Consider the following 24,458-nt stretch of genomic DNA (forward strand, 5'->3'; position numbering starts at 1 on the left):
GAGGCCGGCCGGGCCGTTACCTGGGTGCGCGGCGGCGCGTTCCGGCGATGCTTGTGGGCGTGTTCACGTCAGATGCGCGGGCTGTGTGTGCGACCGGTATGCCTGGTGCGATGGTCTGCGCGATCTGCGTGGTTTGCGCGTCGGCTTTGAGGAAGTCATTCATCACGTTGCGGCCTCCGGCGAACGTCACGCAAAGTCAGACGGACTTCTCGGTGTGCTGGCCGCTTTCGAGCAGCGTGCGCGCCTGCGCTTCGTACTGCGCGAGGTCTTCGAGCGTCGCGTTCAGGTCTTCGCGCTGACGTTCGAGCACTTCGCGATGACGCGCGACGGTCGCGAGAAACGCATGCAGTTGCGATACGGTGTCGGTCGGCGATTCGTACACGTCGAGCAGATCGCGGATTTCCGACAGCGTGAAGCCGAGCCGTTTGCCGCGCAGCGTGAGCTTCAACCGCGTGCGGTCTCGGCCCGAATAGACGCGGCGCAAGCCGCTCGACCCTTCGCGACTCGGTGAGAGTAAACCCTGATCTTCGTAGAAACGGATCGCGCGTGGCGTGACGTCGAATTCGCGGGCGAGCTCGGTGATCGTATATTGCGTATTCATCGGAATATCCCGTGGCCGGGCACAAAACCGGAAATGGACGATAGAATCGACGTTTACGTTATCGTCAACTTGAGCGGAACGCAACCACAACCCGACCGACCGGCATCGCACACCTCGCCATGCCGGATGATCGCCGGAGGAAGACAGGTCCCCATGAACGCACTCGAACATCAACTCGATTACCCCTTCAACGACACGCTGCCTGAACCCGGCCGCACGCTGGAAGTCGCGCCCGGTGTGCAGTGGCTGCGCATGCCGCTGCCGTTCGCGCTCGACCATATCAACCTGTGGCTGCTGCGCGACGAGATCGACGGGCAGCAGGGCTGGACCGTGGTCGATTGCGGGATCACGTCGGACACGATCAAGCAGAACTGGGAGAGTGTGTTCGACACCGCGCTCGACGGCCTGCCGGTGCTGCGCGTGATCGTCACGCACTGCCATCCGGATCACATCGGCCTCGCGCACTGGGTGTGCAGTGGCGGCGACAAAAAGCGCTGGGACGTGCGGCTGTGGATGACGCTCGGCGAATACATGCAGGCGCGCGTGATGGCCACCGGCGACGGCTCGAACGCGGGCGGCGAGGCGGCGGCGCGGCACTTCGGTCGGCACGGCCTGAACGACGAAGCATCGCTCGACAAACTGCGCAATCGCGAGAGCTATTACACGACGCTCGTGCCGGAGATTCCGCGGCAATACCGGCGTTTGCGCGAAGCCGAAGGCGTGAAGATCGGCGGCAGAACGTGGCGTGTGGTGACGGGCTTCGGCCATTCGCCGGAGCACTGCGCGCTCTATTGCGAAGAGACCGGCACGCTGCTGTCCGGCGACATGGTGCTGCCGCGCATTTCGACCAACGTATCGGTGTTCGATATCGAACCGGAAGGCTCGCCGCTCGAGCTATATCTGGAATCGCTCGGCCGCTACGAGACGATGCCTGAAGACACGCTCGTGCTGCCCGCGCACGGCAAGCCGTTTCGCGGCGTGCGCACGCGGATTCGCCAGTTGCGCGAGCATCACGACGCGCGGCTCGCCGAAGTGCGCGACGCGTGCGCGCAAAAACCGCACAGCGCCGCCGATATCGTGCCGCTGATGTTCAAGCGCCAACTCGATATCCATCAGATGACGTTCGCAATGGGCGAAGCGCTCGCGCATTTGCATCTGCTGTGGCGCAAGGGGGAGCTGAAGCGCACGCTGGATGCGGATGGGGTGATTCGGTTTGCGGCGGTTTGAGCGGCGGAGGGTGGATTTGAGTGCGGTTTTGAAGCTGGTTTGCGGATAAAAAAGCCCGGGCGTGGAGCGCGGGCCTTGCTAAAACTCAGCTTCGTTCGCTGCTGGTGCAATAGCGTGGCCGAAGAGGTCTGCGTTACGTGAAGGCACTGAGCGGCGCAACGATGCTGGGCGTGCTCATGCGAACTACTTCAGGGGCAAGTCGGATGCGGCGTTGCCTAGTTGCTCGGCTCGCCTGTTGTTGAGTTCCGAAACGCAAGCCAGCCGGCGGATATCGTGCGCATCGCCTGCTCCGCCGCCAGTTAGCGACGCTGAGAATTCACATTGAGTTTCGCGATACTCGGCGAACTTTTTGTTCGATGCGACCAGTTTTGTCTTGGCCTCGCGGATGTACCGGTCATCTTCGTCCCATTTGGAGAGGGCGCCGATCATCTTCTGTTCGGCCTGGGTCAGAGCCTTTTGACTGCTCTCGACCTTTTCCCGCAGACAGTCCCGCATTCCCGCTTGTGAGAATGCGCTGCATTCCTCCCTCAGAGCCCGCTCGCCCGTCGCAGGAACCGTTGTGGCGGCGACAGCGATTGCTGGCAAACAGACTGCGATGCTCAAGCAGATCAGTTTTATTGTGGGCATAGGGCGGCTTTTTTTTCGCGTACCAACAACAAAGCGTAGTCGAGCTTTTTGGCGTAGTTGAGGTCACCGCCTCCGTTATAGCGCTGGGCTATCGACGTTGTGGAGATGCGTCGCCAGCTTGCGATAACTTTCTGAACTGAAGCTTTCCGGTACTTCAATGTTTGTCCGAGGCGCAAAACAGTGACTGCTGGGTTCAGCTTTCTTAACGTATCGATTGTGCTGCCTTGAGTTCTCGCGATCTTGTCCAGGCTATCGCCTGACTTGACGGCGATTTCATAGATATTAGAGTCAGCACCGGGTACGCTTCGGTACTCAAAATTTGCCATACGCATAAGCAGATAACCAACACCAGCGCAGATGTTATAGGCTGGTGTCGTTCTGACTAATGTTGTTGTCAGCGGTCCTTTCCAGATTGGCGGCAGTATCAGATCACCGCCTTCATTGCCCGAAAGGAACGATGTTAATCCGGGATCACCTGCGACCCCGATTTGCATCGGCCGCGAGTTCCATTGAGGATGATCGGCACCTGTTTCGACCCACAACATCGCCTTGATAAGCTGCCAATCCAAGGGTAGGTATCCGGCGGTGCCGGATAGATGGTGGTTGTACTTACTGACCGTCACCCGGATCTCGCAATCCCAAGAATCCCATCTGACGTCGCTTACAGCCTTGTTGATGCCGTCCTGCCACCGTTCGAAACCTGTCCGTGTCGGCGTCTGAATTGCCATCGCTTGTCCTGTCAAATTGTGTTCCGCTCATTGCGACAAGCAATTGTCAGCCCCTTGCCTAAGAAAAATAGCGTCAGCAGGCAATATGACGGGCAAAGGCCCGAGACTTCGTCGAACAACAGTTACCGAGTGTTATAGCGATGCGCGAGGCGGCACGAACAGCGTTATGCCGGGCGCGCTAATTCGGTGCGCAGCTTTGGGATTCAGATCAAATTCACGCGTTGAATAAAATCTGCGTGACTCAAAAAAACACCCCGAAAGCCGGACCGACGTCCAGCCTTCGGGGTGCAGTTCAAACCTGTTTTTTGCAGGGCGCTCCCAGCAACGCGCAGTGCGAACTTACTGCACCGACACCGCGCCAAAATTCTGCCTTCCAAACGGGCTCACGTGATAGCCGCTCACGTTGCTGCGCGTGATCGCGGTAGCAGGCGGATAGCCGAGCGGAATCCACAGCGCTTCGTCGTGGATGATCTGCTGCGCGGCTTCGTACGCCTTCGTGCGTTTGGCGATATCGGACGTCGCCTTGCCGTCGGCGATCAGCTTGTCGAGATCCTGATCGCAGAAGCGCGCGAAGTTGATGCCCGACTTCACCGCATTGCAACTGAACAGCGGCGACAGATAGTTGTCCGGGTCGCCGTTGTCGCCGGCCCAGCCCATGAACAGCGTGTCATGCTGGCCTTGCTTGGCCTGCTTGATCAGCTCGCCCCATTCGATCACCTTCACTTCCGCCTTCACGCCGATCTTCGCGAAGTCGGCCTGCAGCATTTCCGCGCCGGCCTTCGGACTCGGATTCAGCACGCTGCCGTTCGGGCGCACCCAGATCGTCGTTTCGAAGCCGTTCGGATAGCCTGCTTCGGCGAGCAACTGCTTTGCCTTCGCCGGATCGTACGGCCAGCCCTTGATCGAATGGTTGTAGCTCCACGTATTCGGCGGATACGGATTCACCGCCGGCGTCGCGGTGTTGTCGAACACCGCCTTCAGATAGCTGGTGCGATCGAACGCCATGTTCAGCGCGGCGCGCACCTTCTGGTTGTCGAGCGGCTTTTTCTGCGTATTCAGCGCGACGAACGCGGTCATGAAGGCCGGCGTTTGCACGATTGCGAGCGACTTGTCGCTTTTCGCGTCGGCGAGATCCTGAGGTTTCGGCGACAGCGCGATCTGGCATTCGCCGGCCTTCACCTTCTGCGCGCGCACGGTCGCATCCGGCGTGATCGCGTAGATCAGGCGGTCGATCTTCGGCTTCGGCCCCCAGTAGGTCGGGTTCACGTCGTAACGGATCACCGCGTCTTTCGTATAGCTCTTCAGCACGAACGGGCCGGTGCCGATCGGCTTCGCGTTCAGGTCGACCTGCTTGCCGGCCTTCAGCAACTGGTCCGCGTATTCGGCCGAGTAGATCGACGCGAAGCCCATCGTCAGGATCGACACGAAGGTCGCGTTCGGCTCGTTCAGTTCGAATTTCACCGTGTTGTCGTCGACCTTGGTGATCGACTTGATCAGCTTCGGCAGCCCCATCGACTGCGCATGCGGGAAGCCGCTCGCGCCCGCCACCTTGTGCCACGGATTGCTGTCGTTGAGCATGCGGTCGAACGTGAAGATCACGTCGTCGGCGTTCAGCGCGCGGGTGGGCTTGAAGTAGTCGGTGGTCTGGAACTGCACGTTCGGGCGCAGATGGAACGTGTAGGTCAGGCCGTCGGGGCTCACTTCCCACTTGTCGGCGAGCGCGGGGACGACCTTCTTCGCGGCTTCGTCGAACGACACCAGCGAGCTGAAGATCACGTCGGCGGACGCATTGGTCGTGACGAGCGAGTTGTATTGCACGACGTCGAAGCCGTCCGGGCTCGATTCGGTACAGACGGTGAGCGGCTTGGCGAGCACGAGCGCGGGCGCCGTGAACAGGATGGCGGCTGCGAGCAGTTTGAAGCGCATAGGATCTCCGGTAACGAGCGCAGTCAGGCTTGCGTCTGGTTGTGTCTGGTTGTGCTTATGTCGATGACGCGGGACGGGCGCGGGCGTCGTGATGATTGTGATCCGTTCCCGGCGCCGTCGCACAGGCCGGGCGATGCCGGTCTTGCGCGGGCTCGGTACCGGTCCCGCTGGCGGCGCGCCTTCGCGAAAGCTTATCGAAGGGGCCGGGTCGCGACAACAATTTAATCTACATATCCATATGGGGCGTCAACCGTACGCCGGCGCTCAGGTCGCCGCTCAGGTCGCCGCTCAGGTCGCCGCGGCGCGGCGCAGCAGATAGCCGACGCCGTCGATCGCGCGCACGCCGTACCACGACGTCATTTCCCCATCGATCAGTTCGATGCGCTTGCCGGCGAGCCGTGGATCGCGCGCAAGCGCGTCGCGATGCGCGGACGTGAAGCGGTACGGCTCGCTCGACAGCAGGATCCGGTCGACTTGCGCGAGCCACGGCGCCGCGTCGAAGTCGAACATTGGATAGCGCGCCGCGCCCATGATGCCGCCTTGCACGTCGGGCAGCGTATGCCAGTTCACGAGCCGCAGCATCGCGGCGATGTAGGTGTCGCGCGCGACCGTCATCCACGGTTCGCGCCAGATCAGATACAGCACGTTTTGCGCGCTGAAGCTGCTCACGGCGGCTTCCCTCAGGCGAGCTTCGAGCGCGTCGCTCAGGCGCCGCGCTTCCCGCACGCGCCCGAAGATCGCGCCGAGCAGCGCATAGAGCGCGAGGTTGTCGCGCGGTGTCTGCGGGTGCGTGACGACGATATGCGGCACGAACGCGCGCAGTTGCTCGACGGTCTCGCGTTCGTTTTCGTCGATATTGACGATCAGGTGGGTCGGGCGTAGCGCGCGGATCGCGTCGAGCTTGACGGCCTTGGTGCCGCCGACCTTGCGCACCGCGCGCACCTTGTCGCGCGGATGCACGCAAAAGCCGGTGCGCCCGACGATTTGCCGCTCCAAGCCGAGCGCGAACAGGGTTTCGGTGATGCTCGGCACCAGCGACACGATGCGCGCTTCGGCGCCTGCTGGACTGTGCGCGACGCCGGCTGCATCGAGCGCGCCGGGTGCCATCGCTTACTCGGCGGAGGCGCGCGGCTTGCGCGGCGCGCGTTCGAACACGCGGTCGTAGAGCCAGCGCGGCAGTACGTGCAGCAGCATCGCGGTGACGCGCATCTGCCACGGGAACACCGCGAACGACACCTGCCGCTCGACGGCCCGCGCGACCTTCTCGGCGAAGCGGTCCGCGTCCATCAGGAACGGCATGTTGTACGGATTGTGATCGGTCATCGGCGTGCGGATATAGCCGGGCGCAATCGTGACCACGCCGACGCCGAACGGCCGCATCTCGACGCGCAACGACTCCAGATACTTGAGCGCCGCCGATTTCGACGCGCTGTACGCGCCCGAGCCCGGCAAACCGCGCACGCCCGCGACACTCGCGACGCCGACCAGCGTGCCGCGTTTGGCTTCGGCCATCGCGGCCGCGAACGGCTCGAACGTCGCGACCATGCCGAAGTAATTGATATCCATCACTTCGCGGAACGTGCGCAGATCGCCGTGGCCGGTCAGCGCGCCACGGCTGATGCCGGCGTTGGCGATCACGATGTCGGGCATGCCGTGCGCGGCGATGAAGCGCGCGGCCGCATCCGCGAGCGCTTCCGCGTCGCGCACGTCGACCGGATAGATCGAGACGGTGTTCTGGGGATGGGACTGCTGGAACGCGGCGAGCGCGTCGCCGCGGCGGGCGACGAGGCCGAGAATCGCGCCGCGCCGTGCGTATTCGCCGGCGAGCGCGAGGCCGATGCCGCTCGAAGCGCCGGTAATGAAAACCTTCAATGCAGAGGTCATACCGGCGCCTCGTGATTACATCTTCTTCGTGCGGACTTGCGAGACGAGGTAGTCGAGTACCTGCAACGTGCCGGGCAGCGAACCGGTGGCAGCCGGGCCGGTTTCATACTTGCCCTGCACCGCGAGCGTCGGCACGCCTTCGATCTTGTAGTCGTCGAGCAGCTTCTTGTCCTTCTGCAGCGCGCTTTGCGTCGAGAACGAGTTGTACGCTTCCATGTACTTCTTCGGATCGACGCCGAGCGTCGCGAGGAATTTGGCCTGATCTTCCGGCGTCAGCAGATAGTTCTTCTTGACGTGGATTTCGTTGAAGACCTTCGGAGTCAGGTCGTTGGCGACGCCGAGCGCGTCGAGCGCGTGGTACATCTTCGAGTGCGGGATGAAGTCGTCGCGGAACGCAACCGGCACGCGGCGGAATACGACGTCCGGACCCTGGCGCTTCACCCACGATTCGAGGAACGGGTTGAATTCGTTGCAGTGCGGACAGCCGTACCAGAAGAATTCGGTGACTTCGATCTTGCCGGCCGGCACGTCGGTCGGCTGCGGCGTGGCCAGCACGGTGTAGTCCTTGCCGGCGACCGGCGCGGCCGGCGATGCATGCGCCGTGGCCGCGATCAGGCCCAGCGAGAGAAACAGGATGCTCAGCAGCTTTTTCATGTTGTGTTGACCCAAGTATGGCGGTAGAGCGGTGACGCCATGCTGGATGCCCGCGCCGCCGCTTTCGGATTTCGATTCGGCATGGCTGCGTCGCCAGGCAATGAGACAAGGCGGCGCCGCCATCGTGCTTCTGACCTGGGCGGCGCACCGATGGTTCGGTGCGCTGCCCAGACCTGCGTTACCGTTTATTTATTGTTTGGTGAAGCGAATTACAGCGGTATCGACACCCGCATCCGACAGACGCTGACGGCTCGAATTCATGTCCTCGAACTTCGAGAACGGCCCGATGCGCACGCGGTAGTACGTCACGCCGCCCGCATCACGCTGGGTCACTTTCGACTCGAAGCCCTGGAACGCGAGACGCGCGCGCTGCTGTTCGGCGTCGGCGGCGGTTTTGTATGCGCCAACCTGCAGGAAGTAGCCGGTGTTCGCATCGCCCGGTGCCGGCGCTGCGTTGTTGCTCTTCGGCGCGGAACCCGCGGCGGCGGTGGCGGTGCCCGCCGGCGTGCTTGCCGCCTGCGGTTTTTTCACCGGAGCCGGCGCGACGATGCCGCCGGTGCCGTTATCCTGCGCGGGCTTCGGCGCAACGGCGGTGCCGTTCGCGTTGGCGTTGTTGTTGGCATTGCCGGCCGACGGCGGCACTTCGACGATTTGCGGTTCTTCGAGCATGCCCGACTGCGTCTGCGAATTGGTCTGGCCCGGCGCGGTGTTCTGCGGCGCCGGTTGCGCGGCCTGTGGCACCGGCTGGCCAGGTGTCTTGCCTTGCAGAGGACGGTTCGGATCGTATTGCGCTTGGCTCGCGCCGTTTTCCGGCGCGGCGGGCGGCGCGACCTTCGACACGAACGGCGTAGGCGCACGGGTGATATACAGCGCCACCACTACCGCGATCGCCAGGCCGACGATCAGGCCCAGCACGATACCGAGAAAAGTGCCCCCGGTTTGCTTCGACTGCTTTGTTGTGCGGCGTGGTTTTGCCATCGTACGAATCACCTGCAAAAAGAATCCAGGAACGGCCGCCGATTATATAGAGCGACGGCCGCGTGCATATTACGCCGGAGGAGTTACATCTTGACGGGAGCGGAGACGCCGATCGTCGCGAGACCGTTGGCCAGCACCTGGCGCGTGGCCGCAAGCAGCGCGGCGCGTGCGTTGCGTTCGGCCGCATCGTCGACGAGCACGCGCTCGGCTTTGTCATTGTAGAACGAGTGGAATTCCCCGGCGAGGTCGCGCAGATAGAACGCGACCGCGTGCGGCGCGAGCTCGTCGGCGGCGTGCTGCAGCATGTCCGGGAACTCGGCGAGCTTGTTCAGCAATGCCATCGCGCGCTCGCTTGCGAGCGGCGCGAGGTCCACGCTCGCGAGCGTGCTCTCGTCGAGACCGTAGCGCGTGTTGCACTCGGCGATCACCGAGCAGATCCGCGCGTGCGCGTACTGCACGTAGTGAACCGGATTCTCGTCGTTCTGCTTCAGCGCGAGGTCGATGTCGAACACGAATTCCGTGTCGGCCTTGCGCGAGATCAGGAAGAAGCGCACCGCGTCGCGGCCGCGGCGGATGGTCTCCTCGTCGATCAGATCGACCGCCGCTTCCGAGCCCGGCGTCGCGCCGCCCGACCACTCGATCAGGTCGCGCACCGTCACGTAGCTGCCGGCGCGCTTCGAGATCTTCACCTCTTCGCCGTTGCGCATCACGGTGACCATCTTGTGCAGCACGTAGTCGGGGTAGCCCTTCGGAATGCCGATGCCGAGACCTTGCAGGCCGGCGCGCACGCGCGCGATCGTGCCGTGGTGGTCCGAGCCCTGCACGTTGATGACCTTCGTGAAGCCGCGCTCCCACTTCGCGACGTGATAGGCGACGTCCGGCACGAAGTACGTATAGGTGCCGTCGCTCTTGCGCATCACGCGGTCTTTGTCGTCGCCGTCGTCAGTCGTGCGCAGCCACAGCGCGCCTTCCTGCTCGTAGGTCTTGCCGGCGGCGATCAGCGCGTCGACGGTTTTCTCGACGCGGCCTTCGGTGTACAGCGACGATTCCAGGTAGTAGCGGTCGAACTTCACGCCGAACGCCTGCAGGTCCATGTCCTGTTCGCGGCGCAGATACGCCACTGCGAAGCGGCGGATCGCGTCGAGGTCTTCGATGTCGCGCGCGCCGGTGACGGGCGCGCCATCGCTCGCCTCGACCGTGACGCCGTTCATATAGTCGCGAGCGATCTCGGCGATGTACTCGCCGTTATAGGCCGATGCGGGCCAGCCTTCGTCGTTCGGAGCGAGGCCGCGCGCGCGCGCCTGGGTCGACAGCGCGAGCGTGTGGATCTGCACGCCGGCGTCGTTGTAGTAGAACTCGCGGTGCACGTCCCAGCCCTGCGACGCGAGCACGTTCGAGAGCGCGTCGCCAAGCGCGGCCTGGCGGCCGTGGCCGACGTGCAGCGGACCGGTCGGATTGGCCGACACGAATTCGACCAGCACGTGCTTGCCGGCGTCGCGCTGCGAGCGGCCATATGCGTCGCCTTCGGCGAACACGGCGGACACCGCCGCCTGCTTCGCGGCGGCGGAGAGACGCAGATTGATGAAGCCGGGGCCCGCGACTTCGGCGGCATCGATCAGACCTTTGGCTTGCGGCTGCGCGAGCAGCGCATCGACGATCTGCTGCGCGAGCTGGCGCGGATTGGCGCGCAGCGGCTTGGCCAGTTGCATCGCGACGTTGCACGCGACATCGCCGTGAGCGGCGACTTTCGGCCGTTCGAGCGTGATGGTGGGGGAGACGAATGCAGCTTCGGTTGCGCCTTGCGAGGCGAGCGCGACCTGTTTCACTGTCTCGGCGAGCAGTGTTTCGAGAGTTTGTTTATGTGCAGGCAGCATGCTTGTTGCGAGTCCAGTGAGGCAATCCGGTAAGGCGGAAGAGGCGCCGGCCGCGGCCGGTGTCGGAAGCATGGAAAGCGGCTGCGACGCGTCGCGGTGCCGGCGCCGGGTTCGACCTCGGCCTCGGCCATGCAGCTTGCACGCGACGCGGTGCACTCTGCACGCCGGTTTGCCGTGGCACACCCGGCATATGGCTTGCGACACAAAATTCAGCTACTCTGCCGCGCACCTGCGCCGAGCCTGTCGTCACGCTTGTCGCGCTTCGCCGCGGGCGGCGAATGGCGGCGCGCTTTTCCGTTCAGACGGATTTTAGCAGGTGCTAATATGTTCAATTGAGATGCCCGTCAGGGGCGTGGGCGCCGCCCCTGCACGGCGCAACGCCAGGCGCGCCGGCATCATCCGCGGGTCGCTTATGCGTCACCCGATATAACGAAAAAGGGAACAGTCATGCTGATTACTTTCAAATGCCACGCCTGCCCGGACGTGATGATGCTGGAAAATCTGGCGCAGTATCTGGTCGGCATTGTCGGCAAACGCCTTGGGGAGCGGGGCGTCATCACTCATGAGGAAACGGGGCCTGCCATCGAGAAACTCGAAGCGGCCATCACTTTCGACAAGCGGGAACGCGCCGAGCACGACGGCCATTTCCACGAAGGCGAGGACGGCCACGAACATCATGAGATTCCGCCCGGACTCGCGCAGCGCGCGTATCCGTTCCTCGATATGTTGCGCGCGGCGCAGAAGGAAGGCTCGGATATCGTCTGGGGGATTTGATTTTCGGCCGGTTGGGCTGAAGCAAATTCCCGGTGCAAAGAAAAGAGCCCGCTCGATGCGGGCTCTTTGTCATTGAGCGGCCGGAAACCGGAACTCGCCGCGCTTTCTACTGGCTGGCGGAATTGGCCGGAGCGGCCATCGGTTCGGACGCGCCCTTCTTCGCCTTCTGCTTTTTCGGCTTCTTCACATGCTTCTGGATCGGCGGCGAGTACGAACTGACCGCGCTCGAGCCGCCTGGCGCGGCGGGTTGCGCAAGTGCCGCGGAAGCGCCCGCGGCCAGCGAAACGGCGGTCAGTAACAGCGTCAGCTTCTTCATACGATTTTCTCCGTTGTCGGTTGCAGTCTCGATGAGCCGGCGCATTACGGTCGCGCCTGACAGGGTGAAAGCCGGGTCAGTCTACCGAGCCGAAAATGCCAAAAACGCCGTGGCCGCAAATATCCAGTCTTTCGGGGCCGATATAGTGGTTGATGAGGCTGGTGGCCGGGCCGTATGCTGGCCTACGCCGCTTCCCAATGTGGCCAGTGCTTACAACAACGGCGCCAACGCGCGCTGCGCATCCGCCTTCGACAGCGACATCCGCTGCGCGTAGTCCTCCAGCTGATCCTGGCCGATCTTGCCGACCGAGAAATAGGCGCTGTCCGGATGCGCGAGGTAGAAGCCCGACACGCTCGCTGCCGGCAGCATCGCCAGCGATTCGGTCAGGCTCATGCCGATATCCTCGGCCTGCAGCACGTCGAACATATCGCTCTTGACCAGGTGATCCGGGCAGGCCGGATAGCCCGGCGCCGGGCGCACGCCAAGGTATTTTTCGCCGATCAGTTCGTCGTTGGACAGAGTTTCGCTATTCGCGTAGCCCCACAGGTCACGCCGCACGCGCGCATGCATCGCTTCGGCGAAAGCTTCGGCGAGCCGGTCAGCGAGCGCCTTCAGCATGATCGCGCTGTAGTCGTCGAGATCCTTCTCGAACTGCTTTTCCTTCACGTCGACGCCAAGACCCGCCGTCACCGCGAACATGCCTATGTAGTCGGCCACGCCCGAGTCTTTCGGCGCGATGAAGTCGGCGAGCGACCGGTTCGGCCGCATCACGCCGTCGACGACCGGCCGCACGCTTTGCTGGCGCAGATTGCGCCACGTGAGCGCGACTTCCGTGCGCGATTCGTCGGTGTAGATTTCGATGTCGTCGTCGTTCACCGTGTTGGCCGGCAGCAGCGCGATCACGCCGTTGGCTTGCAGCCAGCGGCCCTGGATCAGGCGCGCGAGCATCGACTTGCCGTCCGAAAACACCCGCCGTGCCGATTCGCCGACGATCTCGTCATTGAGAATCGCCGGATACGGGCCGGCGAGATCCCACGTCTGGAAGAACGGAGCCCAGTCGATATAGTTCGCGAGTTCGTTCAGGTCGAAGTTCTTGAACACGCGGCGACCGATGAACTTCGGCTTGACCGGCTGGTAGTTCGCCCAGTCGATCTTGGTTTTGTTCGCACGCGCTTCGGCGAGCGTGACCATCGGCTGCGCTTTTTTGTTCGCGTGCTGGTCGCGGATGCGCGTGTAGTCGGCGTTGAGTTCTTCGACGTACTTCGCCGCGCCTTCGTCGGACAACAGGCTCGACGCGACCGATACCGAACGCGACGCGTCCGGCACGTACACGACCGGGCCTTCGTAGTGCGGCGCAATCTTCACCGCGGTGTGCACGCGCGAGGTCGTCGCGCCGCCGATCAGCAGCGGAATCTTCTTGATGCGGAAGTAGTCGTCGCGCTGCATTTCCGATGCGACGTAGGCCATCTCTTCGAGGCTCGGCGTAATGAGCCCCGACAGCCCGATGATGTCCGCGCCTTCGACCTTCGCTTTCGCGAGAATGTCGTTGCACGAGACCATCACGCCCATGTTGACCACTTCGAAGTTATTGCACTGAAGCACCACCGACACGATGTTCTTGCCGATGTCGTGCACATCGCCCTTGACGGTCGCGATGACGATCTTGCCCTTCGCGCGCACGTCGCCGCCGGCCGCCGCGAGCTGGCGCTTTTCTTCTTCGATGAACGGGATCAGATGCGCGACCGCCTGCTTCATCACGCGCGCCGACTTCACGACTTGCGGCAGGAACATCTTGCCCTGACCGAACAGGTCGCCGACGATGTTCATGCCGTCCATCAGCGGACCTTCGATCACGTTGATCGGACGGCCACCTTCAGCGGCGATTCGCGCGCGCACTTCCTCGGTGTCTTCGACGATGAACGTGGTGATGCCGCTCACGAGCGCATGCGCGAGACGTTTTTCGACCGGCTGATTGCGCCACTCGAGGTTCTCTTCCTTCTTCGCAGCGCCGGTCTTGAACTTGTCGGCGATTTCGAGCAGACGATCGGTGCCGTCTTCGCGGCGATTCAGCACCACGTCTTCGACGCGCTCGCGCAGTTCGGGATCGAGTTCGGCATATACGCCCAACTGGCCCGCGTTGACGATGCCCATGTCCATCCCCGCCTGAATCGCGTAATAGAGGAACACGGTATGGATCGCCTCGCGCACCGGGTCGTTGCCGCGGAACGAGAACGACACGTTCGACACGCCGCCGCTCACCTTCGCATACGGCAGATTCTGCTTGATCCAGCGGGTCGCCTCGATGAAGTCGACCGCGTAGTTGTTGTGTTCCTCGATGCCGGTCGCGACCGCGAAGATGTTCGGATCGAAGATGATGTCTTCAGGCGGAAAGCCCACTTCATTGACGAGAAAGTCGTACGAGCGCTTGCAGATTTCCGTCTTGCGCTTGAAGGTGTCGGCCTGGCCCTGTTCGTCGAAGGCCATCACGACGGCCGCCGCGCCATAGCGACGAATCAGGTTCGCGTGATGACGGAACGCTTCCTCGCCTTCCTTCAGCGAGATCGAGTTGACGATCGCCTTGCCTTGCACGCACTTCAACCCGGCCTCGATCACTTCCCACTTCGACGAGTCGATCATCACGGGCACGCGCGCGATGTCCGGCTCCGACGCGATCAGATTCATGAAGCGCACCATCGCCGCTTTCGAATCGAGCATCGCTTCGTCCATGTTGACGTCGATCACCTGCGCGCCGTTTTCGACCTGCTGGCGCGCGACGGCCAGGGCTTCGTCGAACTGGTTGTTCAGGATCATTCGCGCGAACGCTTTCGAGCCGGTCACGTTGGTGCGTTCGCCGACGTTGATGAAGAGCGTGCCGGTCGTGACGTTGAACGGCTCGAGGCCGCTAAGGCGCATGGTGTGATCGGTCATGGCGTGAGTGCGAATCGGGTGCGTGCGTTAAAAGGGGCGTGCGTCAGAAGCGTGCGTTCGGCGGCCTGTGTTCGGAACGTGCGCGGCGTCAGCGCCGCGCGGCTTCGCGGCTTCGTTCAGGCCGCGTCGCGATACTGCGTCGGCCACTTGCGCGGCTTCAGCTCGGCGAGCGACTTCGCGATCGCCGCGATGTGCTCGGGCGTCGTGCCGCAGCAGCCGCCTGCGATGTTCACGAGACCGGCTTCGGCGAATTCCTTCAGCAGGCCGGAGGTATCGGCGGGCAGTTCGTCGAAGCCGGTATCGCTCATCGGATTGGGCAGGCCGGCGTTCGGATAGCAGGACACGTAGGTGTCGCACAGCTTCGCCAGTTCGGCGATGTACGGACGCATCAGCGCCGCGCCGAGCGCGCAGTTCAGGCCGAACGTGAGCGGCTTCGCGTGACGCAGCGAATTCCAGAATGCCTCGACCGTCTGGCCGGACAGGATGCGGCCCGATGCGTCGGTGACGGTGCCGGAGATCATGATCGGCAGGCGCTCGCCGGTGTTCTCGAACAGTTCGTCGAGTGCGAACAGCGCGGCCTTTGCGTTCAGCGTATCGAAGATCGTTTCGACGAGGAACAGATCGACGCCACCGTCAAGCAGCGCTTTGGCCTGCTCGTAGTAGGCCGCGTGCAGTTCGTCGAACGTGACATTGCGCGCGCCCGGATCGTTGACGTCGGGCGAAATGCTGGCGGTTTTCGGCGTCGGTCCGATCGCGCCGGCGACGAAGCGCGGCTTGTCCGGCGTCGAGTACTTGTCGCACGCGGCGCGCGCGAGCTTCGCCGATTCGACGTTCATCTCGGCCGCGAGCGATTCCATGCCGTAGTCGGCCTGCGCCACGGTGGTCGCGCCGAACGTGTTTGTCTCGATGATGTCCGCGCCCGCCGCCAGATACTGCTCGTGAATCTCGGCGATGATCTGCGGCTGCGTGATCGACAGCAGTTCGTTGTTGCCCTTGATGTCGCGCGCGTAGTCCTTGAAGCGTTCGCCGCGATAGCGGGCTTCGTCGAGCTTGTAGCGCTGGATCATCGTGCCCATTGCGCCGTCGAGGATCAGGATGCGCGAGTTCAGCAGCGCGGGCAGCGCCGCGCCGCGCGTGTAGGCGGCGTCGGAACGGACTGGCTTGGCGGATTGAGCGGGCTGGGTCATGGCGGAAGAAGGCTTGCGCGGACGATGGCGGAAAGCCTGTCATTGTAGCCGTTGCCGGGCGGACGCGCCCGGCGCGGGCGGGTTTCGGGGATTGGGCGACGGTGCGACGATCGGTCGCAGCGGAACAAAATGCGATAAAAAACGGCCCAGCAAGCGGATAAGCCTGCTGGGCCGTTTGATCGCCGCCAGCCGCCCGATACGGACCGCTCGCGGGGCCGCGGGACGCGGCCGATCGATGTCGCCAGAACGCTAAGCGGTGCTACCTCGACGTTAGTGAAGGATTACCGGTTGAGTCATCAAGCTGTCGAACTGGCCGAGGAACTCGTCGACCTCGTCGAGCGTGGGCTCGCCTTCGATCAGCTTCTGCACATGCTCGCGAAAATTCGCAGCCATTGCACCGTCGATGAAGATTTCGCGCTGCATGTTCTTGTCGACGATCTCGTAGCCGCCCGACTTCATGGCCAGTTGGCCCTCTTGCGGCGGAAATTCGACGACACAGTAGTTGGGGCTGTTGTAGATCATTTGCATGGCGACACTCCTTATTTCCGTTGGGCTCCTGCCCTTTTCTGCACCGTAGGTGGAGCATGTGAGATGGAATTCAAGGGGTGGGTTCGGATCGATGCTGGTAATTCTTCCGAACCTGACGGTTAGACCCGCCGCTCCAGAAACGATTCGAGCAAGGCGGCAAAACGTTAAGATTGCTCGATGGGCGCAAGATGAGCGGCATCGAGCACTTCGAAGCGGGCGCCTTGTATTGCATCCGCTATCGCCTGGGTAGAAGCAGGTGGCGTGCCTGTGTCATGGCGGCCCGCTACCGCGAGCGTGGGGCAGCGGATCGCGCCGTGCTTGCCACGCAGATCGAATCCGCGCAACGCCTCGCAGGCCATCGCGAAGCCTTCCGACGGCGTGCGGCTGAGCACTTCGCGGATCGGCTCGACCGCTTCCGGATGCGCGGCCTGAAAATCGGGCGTGAGCCAGCGGGCGAGCGTCGACGGCACGAGCGCAGCCATGCCCTCGGTGCGTGCGGTGTGGGCGCGCTGGTTCCATAACGCACGGTTTTCGGGCAGCGTGCCGCCGGTGCTGTCGGCGATCGTCAACGTATCGACCCGCGACGGGTAAGCGAGCGCGAATTGCTGCGCGATCATGCCGCCGAGCGACAGCCCGACCACATGCGTGGTCGGCGCGCCGAGCGCATCGAGCAGCGTCGCGAGATCGTCCGACAGATCGCCGATACTGAACGACTCGCTTGCCACCGCGCTATCGCCGTGGCCGCGTACGTCATAACGCAGCACCGTGTAATCGTCGCGGAAATAGCCGGCAAGCTGATCCCAGATCGACAGATCGCCGCCCAACTGATGGATGAAGGTGAGCCACGGGCCGCCGCCCTCGTTGCTCAGCACGTAGCGTGTTTCGATACCGTTGAGGTTCACTTGCATGCAGGCTCCTTGAAGAAAGGAAATGCAGTGAGAAAGTAAAGGTGCTTGCTTCGTTGTCGCGGTGCGTTCGCTTCGACGATGAGGCGCGTCGGTCCGGATGGCGCGTCGCGCGAACGTTTGTTGCATCAGATGCGAGTCAACGCTACCAAAGAAGTTTCGCCGAAATTGCGCGAATCTGCTTGATGCAGTCTGGTAGCGGGTCCGCGGCTTTGCGCCGCGATATATCAGGGTTTGATGTTTTCGGGAGCGGTCGAATCGACCGGTGCGGTTGGCGCCGTATCGGGCATAACTGCCGGGGCAGTGGCGGGTGCGGTGACGCTGTCGGGCGTGCCGGTGGGCGCGGACGTAACGGGTGTAACGGGCGTAGGTGTAACGGACGTTACGGGAGCAGCGGGGCTAGCAGTGGTATCGCTGCCGCCATTCCCGGCCGATGTGGGCACCGCGGGCGCAGCGCCATCACCTCCGGGCGAAGCACCATCGAGATCGAGCTTGCCGCGCCACACGAGTTCGAATTGCGTGCCGTTCGGTTCCGTCTGCAGGATGCGCGCGGGCAGCCAGCCGAGCGACGGCGCGAGCCACACGTCGATGCGGCGTTGATCGCCCTCATGGCGCGGCAGCCGTTTGAAATGACGCGTCTGTAGATAACCTTGCGCCGCGCGAATCGTTTCGTCGCCGATCGTCTCGATGGGCCAGTTCTCACCGCTATCCGTATCGACGACGAAAAACTGCCGCGTGACGCCGGGCGTATATGCGCCGGGATCGCCGCGCACGAGGCTCGCAAGCTGCATCACGACGCTGAAGCGGTCCTGCGCGCCGTCGGGCAGCGGGAAGGTCGCCGGCGTGCGCGTGAAGCCGATTTTTTTATCGGCGCGATTGAAGATCGCAATGTCTTCCGCGCGACGGCCACGCTTCTCGCTGTACTGCGCGGGCGCGAGGCCGAATGCATCGATGCTGCCGTGGCTCGAAAACACGAACGGTCCGACGAACGGCAGCGGCACCGACACGATCATTTCGTATCCTTGCGCACTGTTGACCCAGTGAATCGTGCCCGGCTGATTGCGCACGCCGTTGTAGAACGTGTCGTATTCGAGTTCGGCCGAGGGCGGCACCGAGAACTTCACGCCCTTCGATGCCTGCGGCGCGCTTGCCGCGACGGGCGCGTTGGTAGCGCTGCCATTCGCAGCGGCGGACGCATTCACATTCGCGCTCGCGGCGGCGGGCGGCGCGCTTGCCGCCGCATCGGATGCGGGCGTGGCCGCCGACTCCTCCGGTTTGGCCGGCTGTAGCGCGCTCAGCACATGCGGTTCGCGCGGCGGCCTGGCCGCCGGCTTGCGCGCGGGCGCCGGCGCATGTTGCGCGGGCGCGGCCGGCTGCTGCTCGGCTTGACGCTCGACCCGCTCGGGCGTCAGCAATGCGACCTGCACCGGCACATGCTCGCGATCGGCCGGATTCAGATTCACGCGATTGCGCTCGAACCACTGCGCGGCGATCCAGTGCAGACCCGCGACGACGACGAGCACCGCGAGCCAGCGCCACGTGCGCCTCGGCCGATGGCCGGCCGGCGGCATGCGATCGGAGTGGCGGGAGGCGGAAGCAAAGGCCATCGGCGATGAGTGTGTGTGGCTGTGTGAAAAACGTCGCGCGGGATCAACCGTTCTCGCTGCGCGGCGACGCGCTATAGCCCAACTCGTACGACAGCTTGCGCGCGCATTCGCGCAGCGCCATATCGATCTCGCCGCCCCAGCGGATATCGAACGCGCCTTCATGGCCAAGCGCGACGATACCGAGCGCCAGCGCACCAGTCGAATCGAACACCGGCATGCAGAAAGCGTGGATCGTCGGCAGCAGCATGCCTTCGACGCGCGCGGCTTGATGTTCGCGTACCTCGGCGAGCACCGCGTCGACCTCCGCGCGCGTGCGCGGCGCGCCGCTGTGCGACCAGCGGCGCGAGTCGGCCAGTTCGCGCTCGAGCATCGGGGCGATCTTGCCGGCCGGCAGGTAGGCGGCAAACAGCAGGCCGGTGGCGGAACTCAGAAGCGGCATCACGTCGCCGAGTTTCAGCGATGCCTTGGCCGGATAGCTCGACTCCATCCAGTGCACCATCGTCGGCCCCTGGTTGCCCCATACCGCGATGCCGAGCGTGAGATCGAGCCGGTCGCGCAATTCGGCGAGCGCGATGCGCGCGAGCGTCACGCCATCGACGCGCGCGAGCCGCGCGAGTCCCAACTGCAACGCGAAGCCGCCGAGTTCGTAGCGGCCCGACAGCGGATCCTGCGCGACCACGCCGAGGCGCAGAAAGCTCACCAGGTAGCGATGCGCTTTCGCCGGACTCATGCCCGCGCGCTGCGCGAGGTCGCGCAGCATCATCGCGCGCGGCTCGTGGGTGAGTACGTCGAGCAGCCGGAAGCCGACTTCGATCGACTGGATGCCCGAGCGCAGTTTCTCTTCGCCGGGCTCGCCGGCTTCGTCGTCCGCGCTGGCGTCGAGCGGATCGGCTGCATCGGTTGCATCGGTCGCATCTGCGATAGCGAGCGGATCGTTGGCGGACGCGTGGACGGTGCGAGAGCGGGACGTGCCGGAGCGGGCGTTGGCGGACATAAGCAAGAGGCGCGCGCGGCGCGTTCGGTAATCGGTAACGGATCGGTAACGAATGGGTAACAACAGGCCACTCAACGCCACCCGCACTGGGCCGCGCCGATTCACCATCGTAGAATAGATTCCTTCCATCGTCACTAACCCACGGTTCACAGCTCTATGAAACTTGCCTCGCTGAAGGACGGCACGCGCGACGGTCAACTGATCGTCGTGTCCCGCGACCTGCACACCGCGGCGATCGCCGATGCGATCGCGCCCACGCTGCAGCGCGTGCTCGACGACTGGGCTTTCTACGCGCCGCAATTGCACGATCTGTACGACGCGCTCAACCAGGGCCGCGCGCGCAACAGTTTCGCGTTCGATGCAAAAGATTGCATGGCACCGCTGCCACGCGCATTCCAGTGGGCCGACGGCTCGTCGTACGTGAACCACGTCGAACTCGTGCGGCGTGCGCGCGGCGCGGAAATGCCGCCGGAGTTCTGGACCGATCCGCTGATGTACCAGGGCGGCAGCGACGACTTCATCGGCCCGCGCGATGACGTGCTGTGCGCGTCGGAAGCGTTCGGCATCGACTTCGAGGCGGAAGTCGCGGTGATCACGACCGACGTGCCGATGGGCGCGACGCCGGACCAGGCACTGCGCGGCGTGCGGCTCTTCACGCTGGTCAACGACGTGTCGCTGCGCAACCTGATTCCCGCCGAACTCGCGAAGGGCTTCGGTTTTTTCCAGAGCAAGCCGGCCACGTCGTTCGCACCTGTCGCGGTCACGCCGGATGAACTCGGCGAGCAGTGGCGCGAGGGCCGCGTGCATCGGCCGATGATCGTCCATTGGAACGGCAAGAAAGTCGGCCAGCCCGACGCGGGCACCGACATGGTGTTTCACTTCGGGCAGTTGATCGCGCATGCGGCGAAGACGCGCAACCTGCGTGCCGGTTCGATCGTCGGTTCGGGCACCGTGTCGAACAAGGATGCCAAACGCGGCTACTGCTGCATCGCCGAGAAACGCTGCCTCGAAACGATCGAACACGGTGCGCCGCAAACCGAGTTCATGAAGTACGGCGATACGGTGAAGATCGAAATGTTCGATGACGCGGGCAAGTCGATTTTCGGTGCGATCGAGCAGAGCATCGCGCCGCTCGAATAAGCGCGAAAGGGTTTCGCCCGATGCCGCGCCCCAGAGGCGCGGCTACACTGACTGGCGCGGCCTGGCCGGGGTGGCCGGGCCGCTGGCGGCGCGCGGAATTCGCCAAATCCGCGTAAGCCGTCGAGTTGTTGAGCTGTCGAGCAGGATCGCAGACGAATCACGCAATATCGAGACAAGACTCCGCGCCCGTGTTTGCAAGCGCGTGAACTGACGGGCGCAGGCAGTCGATCAGAACGAAAAACCGACGTGAGGAGACAGACAAGATGCCGCGATTGAAATCCGTTGAATCTGCAACCTGGTGCGAACACGCGCCGCATGGGAGCGTAAGTGCGAAACCGTGCGTGAGCGTCGCGGCTGCGCGCGGTCCGCTCGCGCGAATCGCACGCCGCGCCGCCACGCTATGCGCGGCGCTCGCCTGCGCGCTGCCGTTGACGTCGTTCGCGCAGGTCAAGGTCGGCCTCGTGTTGTCGCTGACCGGCCCGGCCGCGTCGCTCGGCATCCCCGCGCGCGATACGGTCGCGCTGCTGCCCAGGCAGATCGGCGGACAAAACGTCGAATACATCGTGCTCGACGATGCATCCGACACGACCAAGGCCGTGCAGGACACCAAGAAACTGATTTCGGAAGATCGTGTCGACGCGATCGTCGGTTCGTCGATCACGCCGAATTCGCTCGCGATGATCGACATCGTCGCCGAGGGCGAAACGCCGATGATCTCGCTCGCGTCGTCGGCGAAAATCATCGAGCCGGTCGACGCGAAACGCCGCTGGGTCTTCAAGACGCCGCAGACCGACGCGATGATGGCCTCGGCGATCGCGGAACATGCGAGCACGCACGGCGTGAAGACGATCGCCTTCATCGGCCAGGCCGACGCGCTCGGCGAGACCTTCTATGCCGAGGTCGCGAAGTTCGCGCAACTGCATCACATCGACGTGGTCGCGAGCGAACGCTTCAATCGCACCGATCCGAGCGTGACCGGCCAGGTGCTGAAGATTCTCGCGGCGCACCCGGATGCAGTGGTCGTCGGCGCGGCCGGCACGCCCGCCGCGCTGCCGCCGAAAACGCTGCGCGAGCGCGGCTACAAGGGCGTGATCTATCACAATCACGGCGTCGGCAATAACGACTTCCTGCGCGTGTGCGGCGCCGATTGCAACGGCACGTTCCTGCCCGCGAGCCCGGTGCTGGTGGCCGCGCAACTGCCGGCCGATCATCCGGCGAAGCGTCTCGCGCTCGATTACATCGCGCGCTTCGAGGCGCAGCATGGGCCGGGCAGCGTGTCGGCATTCGGTTCGTACACGTGGGATGCGGGCGCGCTGCTCAACCACGCGATTCCGATTGCGCTAAAGGCGGGTGCGCCAGGCACGCCGCAATTTCGCCGCGCGCTGCGCGATGCACTCGAAGCGACGCGCGGTCTCGCGGATACCAACGGCGTCGTCGATATGAGCGCGGCCGATCACCTCGGGCTCGATCAGCGCGCGCGCGTGATGGTCGAAATCAGCAACGGCAAGTGGGTTTATCAGCCGCGCTGACATCGTGACGGCGACGCGTCGATCCGCTCGACACAGCATTCTGGAGGTTGTTCATCATGTCCGAGTCACCGCAAAGTCACGACGCCGGCAATACGCGTGACACGTACTACGCGCACTATCGCTCGCTGCGCGTAGAGCGCCATCCGCATGGCGTGCTCGAAGTCGTGATGAGCGGCGAGGGCGCGAATAAAAGCGGGCTCGCCACCGCGAACGCGCGGATGCATTACGAACTCGCGGAAATCTGGCGCGACATCGACCGCGATCCGGATACGCGCGTCGCGATCATTCGCGGCGAGGGCAAGGGCTTTTCGGCGGGCGGCGATCTGCAACTGGTCGAAGACATGGCGAACGATTTCGACGTGCGCGCGCGGGTCTGGCGCGAGGCGCGCGACCTCGTCTATAACGTGATCAACTGCGGCAAGCCGATCGTGTCGGCGATGCACGGTCCGGCGGTCGGCGCGGGACTGGTCGCCGGTCTGCTCGCCGATATCTCGATCGCGGCGAAGACGGCGCGCATCATCGACGGCCACACGCGGCTCGGCGTTGCCGCCGGCGATCATGCGGCGATCGTCTGGCCGTTGCTATGCGGGATGGCGAAGGCGAAGTACTACCTGCTGCTGTGCGAGCCGGTGAGCGGCGAGGAGGCCGAGCGTATCGGGCTCGTGTCGCTCGCCGTCGACGAAACCGAGCTGCTGCCTAAGGCGTTCGAAGTTGCGCGCAAACTCGCCGACGGTTCGCAGACGGCGATCCGTTGGACCAAGTACGCGTTGAACAACTGGCTGCGCACGGCGGGACCCGCGTTCGATGCGTCGCTTGCGCTCGAATTCATGGGGTTTGCCGGACCCGATGTGCGCGAGGGACTGAGTTCGTTGCGCGAGCGGCGCGCGCCGGATTTCGGCGGCGGCGATCCGTGGCGGCAACCGCATGATGGCGATGGCGCGCAGCACGGCGAAAGCTAGAGAAGAAGTCCGAGCGCGGTCGTCGATTACGCTCAACGACGCGTCTTGATCACGCTTTGCGCACGGTATCATCGAATCAATGCGCGCGGCCCGTGCCGCGCGGCATCTCGCGACATCTCATTACGCACTGAGGCGACAGCATGACCGACACGACTGACTCCACGCCGCCTTTTCCCGGCTTTCCAGGTTTTCCGCCCGCTGAAATGCTCGATCGCATGTGGGGCATGATGCGGCTCTCGCCGTTCGGCTCGGTGCTCACCGGCGCGCAGCCGGGTAGCGGCGCGGCGCCGTCGCTATCGATGATGTCCGACATGATGGCGCCGCTCACCAACGTTGAGGAACTCGACAAGCGCATCACCGATATGCGCGCGGTCGAGCAGTGGCTGAAGCTGAACCTGAGCATGCTGCAATCGGCGATCCAGGCGCTCGAAGTGCAGCGCGCGACGCTCGCGACACTGCGCGCGTTCGGCGCGTTCGCGCAGTCGTCGATGGCGCAGCCGGCCGCGGCCGCGTCGAACCCGGCGCCGGGTCCCGCGCCCGCGCCGAGTTGGGCGAAGCCGGCCGAACCGGCGGCTGCCGCTGAAAGCGCGGCTGCGGCCGACGCTGGGGAAGAGCCCGCAGCCGCCGCGCCGTCGTTCGATGCATCCGCATGGTGGAATCTGCTGCAATCGCAGTTCAATCAGATTGCCCAGTTCGCGATGACGCAGCCGTCTGTCGCGGTCGCGGCGGCAGGGGGCGGCACGCAGGGCACGACCGCACCGGCGGGCGCCGCCGACACGCCGGATCCGGCCCCGGCTGCTCAGGGCGCGAAGCCCGCGACCAAACGGCCGGCCGCGAAGCGCGCGTCGACATCGACGAAGCGCGCGGCTGGCGATGGCACGGGCACCGGAGCGGCGAAGAAATCGTCCTGAGCGCAAAAGTGACGAGATAGGCTGGCCAGAGGTGGCCACGGTAACTGTGCGTGCGGGCCAACACGGGGCGGGGGCGCATCATACCGGGCGTAGCGCCCCGCGCGTGGCGATGAGCCCGCAGACGTTGAAGATGCGCGGCCACCCCACGATAAACAAACGCGCGCTGCATGGGAGCGCTAAT

22 protein-coding genes are annotated in these 24,458 nt (G+C 64.1%); 6 read left to right on the plus strand and 16 right to left on the minus strand.

From position 1 onward, the window contains the following. Positions 1 to 196: 196 nt before the first annotated feature. The gene (locus L0U82_RS01370; RefSeq protein WP_233827981.1) at positions 197 to 601 is read right to left on the minus strand and encodes a MerR family transcriptional regulator; all 405 of its coding nucleotides are present in this window, start codon (positions 599 to 601) and stop codon (positions 197 to 199) included. 153 nt (positions 602 to 754) lie between these two features. Between L0U82_RS01370 and L0U82_RS01375 the strand changes: the two genes are divergently transcribed. Further along, a complete protein-coding gene (locus L0U82_RS01375; RefSeq protein ID WP_233827982.1) occupies positions 755 to 1,828 on the plus strand; it encodes an MBL fold metallo-hydrolase in 1,074 nt (357 codons plus the stop codon). A 183-nt stretch (positions 1,829 to 2,011) separates the two neighbouring features. Here the strand turns inward: L0U82_RS01375 and L0U82_RS01380 are convergent, their stop codons facing one another. From L0U82_RS01380 to argS, 8 genes are all read right to left on the minus strand, one after another. Then, positions 2,012 to 2,431, minus strand: coding sequence for a lysozyme inhibitor LprI family protein (locus tag L0U82_RS01380; RefSeq protein ID WP_233827983.1), 420 nt, complete (start codon positions 2,429 to 2,431; stop codon positions 2,012 to 2,014). 11 nt (positions 2,432 to 2,442) lie between these two features. After that, positions 2,443 to 3,183 (minus strand): LysM peptidoglycan-binding domain-containing protein, encoded by a 741-nt coding sequence (locus L0U82_RS01385; protein ID WP_233827984.1) that lies wholly within the window; start codon positions 3,181 to 3,183, stop codon positions 2,443 to 2,445. A gap of 339 nt (positions 3,184 to 3,522) precedes the next feature. Further along, a complete protein-coding gene (locus L0U82_RS01390) occupies positions 3,523 to 5,109 on the minus strand; it encodes an ABC transporter substrate-binding protein (RefSeq protein ID WP_233827985.1) in 1,587 nt (528 codons plus the stop codon). Between the two features lie 288 nt (positions 5,110 to 5,397). Next, positions 5,398 to 6,216: a helical backbone metal receptor gene (locus tag L0U82_RS01395; protein WP_233827986.1), complete on the minus strand. Its 819-nt coding sequence runs from the start codon at positions 6,214 to 6,216 to the stop codon at positions 5,398 to 5,400. A gap of 3 nt (positions 6,217 to 6,219) precedes the next feature. Next, the gene (locus L0U82_RS01400) at positions 6,220 to 6,993 is read right to left on the minus strand and encodes an SDR family oxidoreductase (protein WP_233827987.1); all 774 of its coding nucleotides are present in this window, start codon (positions 6,991 to 6,993) and stop codon (positions 6,220 to 6,222) included. Between the two features lie 15 nt (positions 6,994 to 7,008). Continuing rightward, entirely contained in the window at positions 7,009 to 7,647 is a 639-nt protein-coding gene (locus tag L0U82_RS01405) for a thiol:disulfide interchange protein DsbA/DsbL (RefSeq protein WP_233827989.1), read from the minus strand. Positions 7,648 to 7,836: 189 nt separating this feature from the next. Further along, complete coding sequence (locus L0U82_RS01410) at positions 7,837 to 8,643, minus strand: SPOR domain-containing protein (protein ID WP_233827991.1); 807 nt, start codon at positions 8,641 to 8,643, stop codon at positions 7,837 to 7,839. Positions 8,644 to 8,708: 65 nt separating this feature from the next. Continuing rightward, complete coding sequence (gene argS, locus L0U82_RS01415; RefSeq protein ID WP_233827992.1) at positions 8,709 to 10,499, minus strand: arginine--tRNA ligase; 1,791 nt, start codon at positions 10,497 to 10,499, stop codon at positions 8,709 to 8,711. Positions 10,500 to 10,946: 447 nt separating this feature from the next. Here argS and L0U82_RS01420 point away from each other — a divergent pair, with 447 nt between their 5' ends. Further along, positions 10,947 to 11,273: a DUF1840 domain-containing protein gene (locus L0U82_RS01420; RefSeq protein ID WP_233827993.1), complete on the plus strand. Its 327-nt coding sequence runs from the start codon at positions 10,947 to 10,949 to the stop codon at positions 11,271 to 11,273. Positions 11,274 to 11,379: 106 nt separating this feature from the next. On the opposite strand, the gene L0U82_RS01425 is transcribed toward L0U82_RS01420, so the two are convergent. The 7 genes from L0U82_RS01425 to L0U82_RS01455 form a co-directional block, all read right to left on the minus strand. Beyond that, positions 11,380 to 11,589 carry an acid-shock protein gene (locus L0U82_RS01425; RefSeq protein ID WP_233827994.1) on the minus strand — a complete coding sequence of 70 codons (210 nt, stop codon included), beginning with the start codon at positions 11,587 to 11,589 and terminating at the stop codon, positions 11,380 to 11,382. A 210-nt stretch (positions 11,590 to 11,799) separates the two neighbouring features. Next, positions 11,800 to 14,532 (minus strand): methionine synthase, encoded by a 2,733-nt coding sequence (gene metH / locus L0U82_RS01430; RefSeq protein WP_326489739.1) that lies wholly within the window; start codon positions 14,530 to 14,532, stop codon positions 11,800 to 11,802. A 101-nt stretch (positions 14,533 to 14,633) separates the two neighbouring features. Further along, positions 14,634 to 15,704 (minus strand): homocysteine S-methyltransferase family protein, encoded by a 1,071-nt coding sequence (locus tag L0U82_RS01435; RefSeq protein ID WP_233827996.1) that lies wholly within the window; start codon positions 15,702 to 15,704, stop codon positions 14,634 to 14,636. Between the two features lie 270 nt (positions 15,705 to 15,974). After that, positions 15,975 to 16,232 (minus strand): BTH_I0359 family protein, encoded by a 258-nt coding sequence (locus L0U82_RS01440; RefSeq protein ID WP_233827997.1) that lies wholly within the window; start codon positions 16,230 to 16,232, stop codon positions 15,975 to 15,977. A gap of 164 nt (positions 16,233 to 16,396) precedes the next feature. Further along, on the minus strand, positions 16,397 to 17,140 hold the full coding sequence (locus L0U82_RS01445) for an alpha/beta fold hydrolase (protein WP_233827999.1): 744 nt from the start codon (positions 17,138 to 17,140) through the stop codon (positions 16,397 to 16,399). Between the two features lie 224 nt (positions 17,141 to 17,364). Beyond that, entirely contained in the window at positions 17,365 to 18,744 is a 1,380-nt protein-coding gene (locus L0U82_RS01450; protein ID WP_233828001.1) for a DUF3108 domain-containing protein, read from the minus strand. 43 nt (positions 18,745 to 18,787) lie between these two features. Continuing rightward, the gene (locus tag L0U82_RS01455; protein ID WP_233828003.1) at positions 18,788 to 19,738 is read right to left on the minus strand and encodes an IclR family transcriptional regulator; all 951 of its coding nucleotides are present in this window, start codon (positions 19,736 to 19,738) and stop codon (positions 18,788 to 18,790) included. Between the two features lie 156 nt (positions 19,739 to 19,894). On the opposite strand from L0U82_RS01455, the gene L0U82_RS01460 reads away from it, so the two are divergent. From L0U82_RS01460 to L0U82_RS01475, 4 genes are all read left to right on the plus strand, one after another. Beyond that, positions 19,895 to 20,878 (plus strand): fumarylacetoacetate hydrolase family protein, encoded by a 984-nt coding sequence (locus tag L0U82_RS01460; RefSeq protein ID WP_233828005.1) that lies wholly within the window; start codon positions 19,895 to 19,897, stop codon positions 20,876 to 20,878. 263 nt (positions 20,879 to 21,141) lie between these two features. After that, the gene (locus tag L0U82_RS01465) at positions 21,142 to 22,407 is read left to right on the plus strand and encodes an ABC transporter substrate-binding protein (protein WP_442793590.1); all 1,266 of its coding nucleotides are present in this window, start codon (positions 21,142 to 21,144) and stop codon (positions 22,405 to 22,407) included. A 56-nt stretch (positions 22,408 to 22,463) separates the two neighbouring features. Beyond that, positions 22,464 to 23,366, plus strand: a complete 903-nt coding sequence (locus tag L0U82_RS01470) for an enoyl-CoA hydratase/isomerase family protein (RefSeq protein WP_233828009.1) — start codon at positions 22,464 to 22,466, stop codon at positions 23,364 to 23,366. 140 nt (positions 23,367 to 23,506) lie between these two features. Then, positions 23,507 to 24,277 carry a PhaM family polyhydroxyalkanoate granule multifunctional regulatory protein gene (locus tag L0U82_RS01475; RefSeq protein ID WP_233828010.1) on the plus strand — a complete coding sequence of 257 codons (771 nt, stop codon included), beginning with the start codon at positions 23,507 to 23,509 and terminating at the stop codon, positions 24,275 to 24,277. Positions 24,278 to 24,458 lie beyond the last annotated feature (181 nt).

The organism is Paraburkholderia sp. ZP32-5, from assembly GCF_021390495.1.
In the GTDB taxonomy this organism is placed as follows: Bacteria; Pseudomonadota; Gammaproteobacteria; order Burkholderiales; family Burkholderiaceae; genus Paraburkholderia.

Coding starts and splice junctions, on each gene's coding strand:
- L0U82_RS01370 (WP_233827981.1), bottom strand. CDS start 601: ATGAATACGCAATATACGATCACCGAGCTCGCCCGCGAATTCGACGTC.
- L0U82_RS01375 (WP_233827982.1), top strand. CDS start 755: ATGAACGCACTCGAACATCAACTCGATTACCCCTTCAACGACACGCTG.
- L0U82_RS01385 (WP_233827984.1), bottom strand. CDS start 3,183: ATGGCAATTCAGACGCCGACACGGACAGGTTTCGAACGGTGGCAGGAC.
- L0U82_RS01390 (WP_233827985.1), bottom strand. CDS start 5,109: ATGCGCTTCAAACTGCTCGCAGCCGCCATCCTGTTCACGGCGCCCGCG.
- L0U82_RS01395 (WP_233827986.1), bottom strand. CDS start 6,216: ATGGCACCCGGCGCGCTCGATGCAGCCGGCGTCGCGCACAGTCCAGCA.
- L0U82_RS01400 (WP_233827987.1), bottom strand. CDS start 6,993: ATGACCTCTGCATTGAAGGTTTTCATTACCGGCGCTTCGAGCGGCATC.
- L0U82_RS01405 (WP_233827989.1), bottom strand. CDS start 7,647: ATGAAAAAGCTGCTGAGCATCCTGTTTCTCTCGCTGGGCCTGATCGCG.
- argS (WP_233827992.1), bottom strand. CDS start 10,499: ATGCTGCCTGCACATAAACAAACTCTCGAAACACTGCTCGCCGAGACA.
- L0U82_RS01420 (WP_233827993.1), top strand. CDS start 10,947: ATGCTGATTACTTTCAAATGCCACGCCTGCCCGGACGTGATGATGCTG.
- L0U82_RS01425 (WP_233827994.1), bottom strand. CDS start 11,589: ATGAAGAAGCTGACGCTGTTACTGACCGCCGTTTCGCTGGCCGCGGGC.
- L0U82_RS01435 (WP_233827996.1), bottom strand. CDS start 15,704: ATGACCCAGCCCGCTCAATCCGCCAAGCCAGTCCGTTCCGACGCCGCC.
- L0U82_RS01440 (WP_233827997.1), bottom strand. CDS start 16,232: ATGCAAATGATCTACAACAGCCCCAACTACTGTGTCGTCGAATTTCCG.
- L0U82_RS01445 (WP_233827999.1), bottom strand. CDS start 17,140: ATGCAAGTGAACCTCAACGGTATCGAAACACGCTACGTGCTGAGCAAC.
- L0U82_RS01450 (WP_233828001.1), bottom strand. CDS start 18,744: ATGGCCTTTGCTTCCGCCTCCCGCCACTCCGATCGCATGCCGCCGGCC.
- L0U82_RS01455 (WP_233828003.1), bottom strand. CDS start 19,738: ATGTCCGCCAACGCCCGCTCCGGCACGTCCCGCTCTCGCACCGTCCAC.
- L0U82_RS01460 (WP_233828005.1), top strand. CDS start 19,895: ATGAAACTTGCCTCGCTGAAGGACGGCACGCGCGACGGTCAACTGATC.
- L0U82_RS01465 (WP_442793590.1), top strand. CDS start 21,142: ATGCCGCGATTGAAATCCGTTGAATCTGCAACCTGGTGCGAACACGCG.
- L0U82_RS01470 (WP_233828009.1), top strand. CDS start 22,464: ATGTCCGAGTCACCGCAAAGTCACGACGCCGGCAATACGCGTGACACG.
- L0U82_RS01475 (WP_233828010.1), top strand. CDS start 23,507: ATGACCGACACGACTGACTCCACGCCGCCTTTTCCCGGCTTTCCAGGT.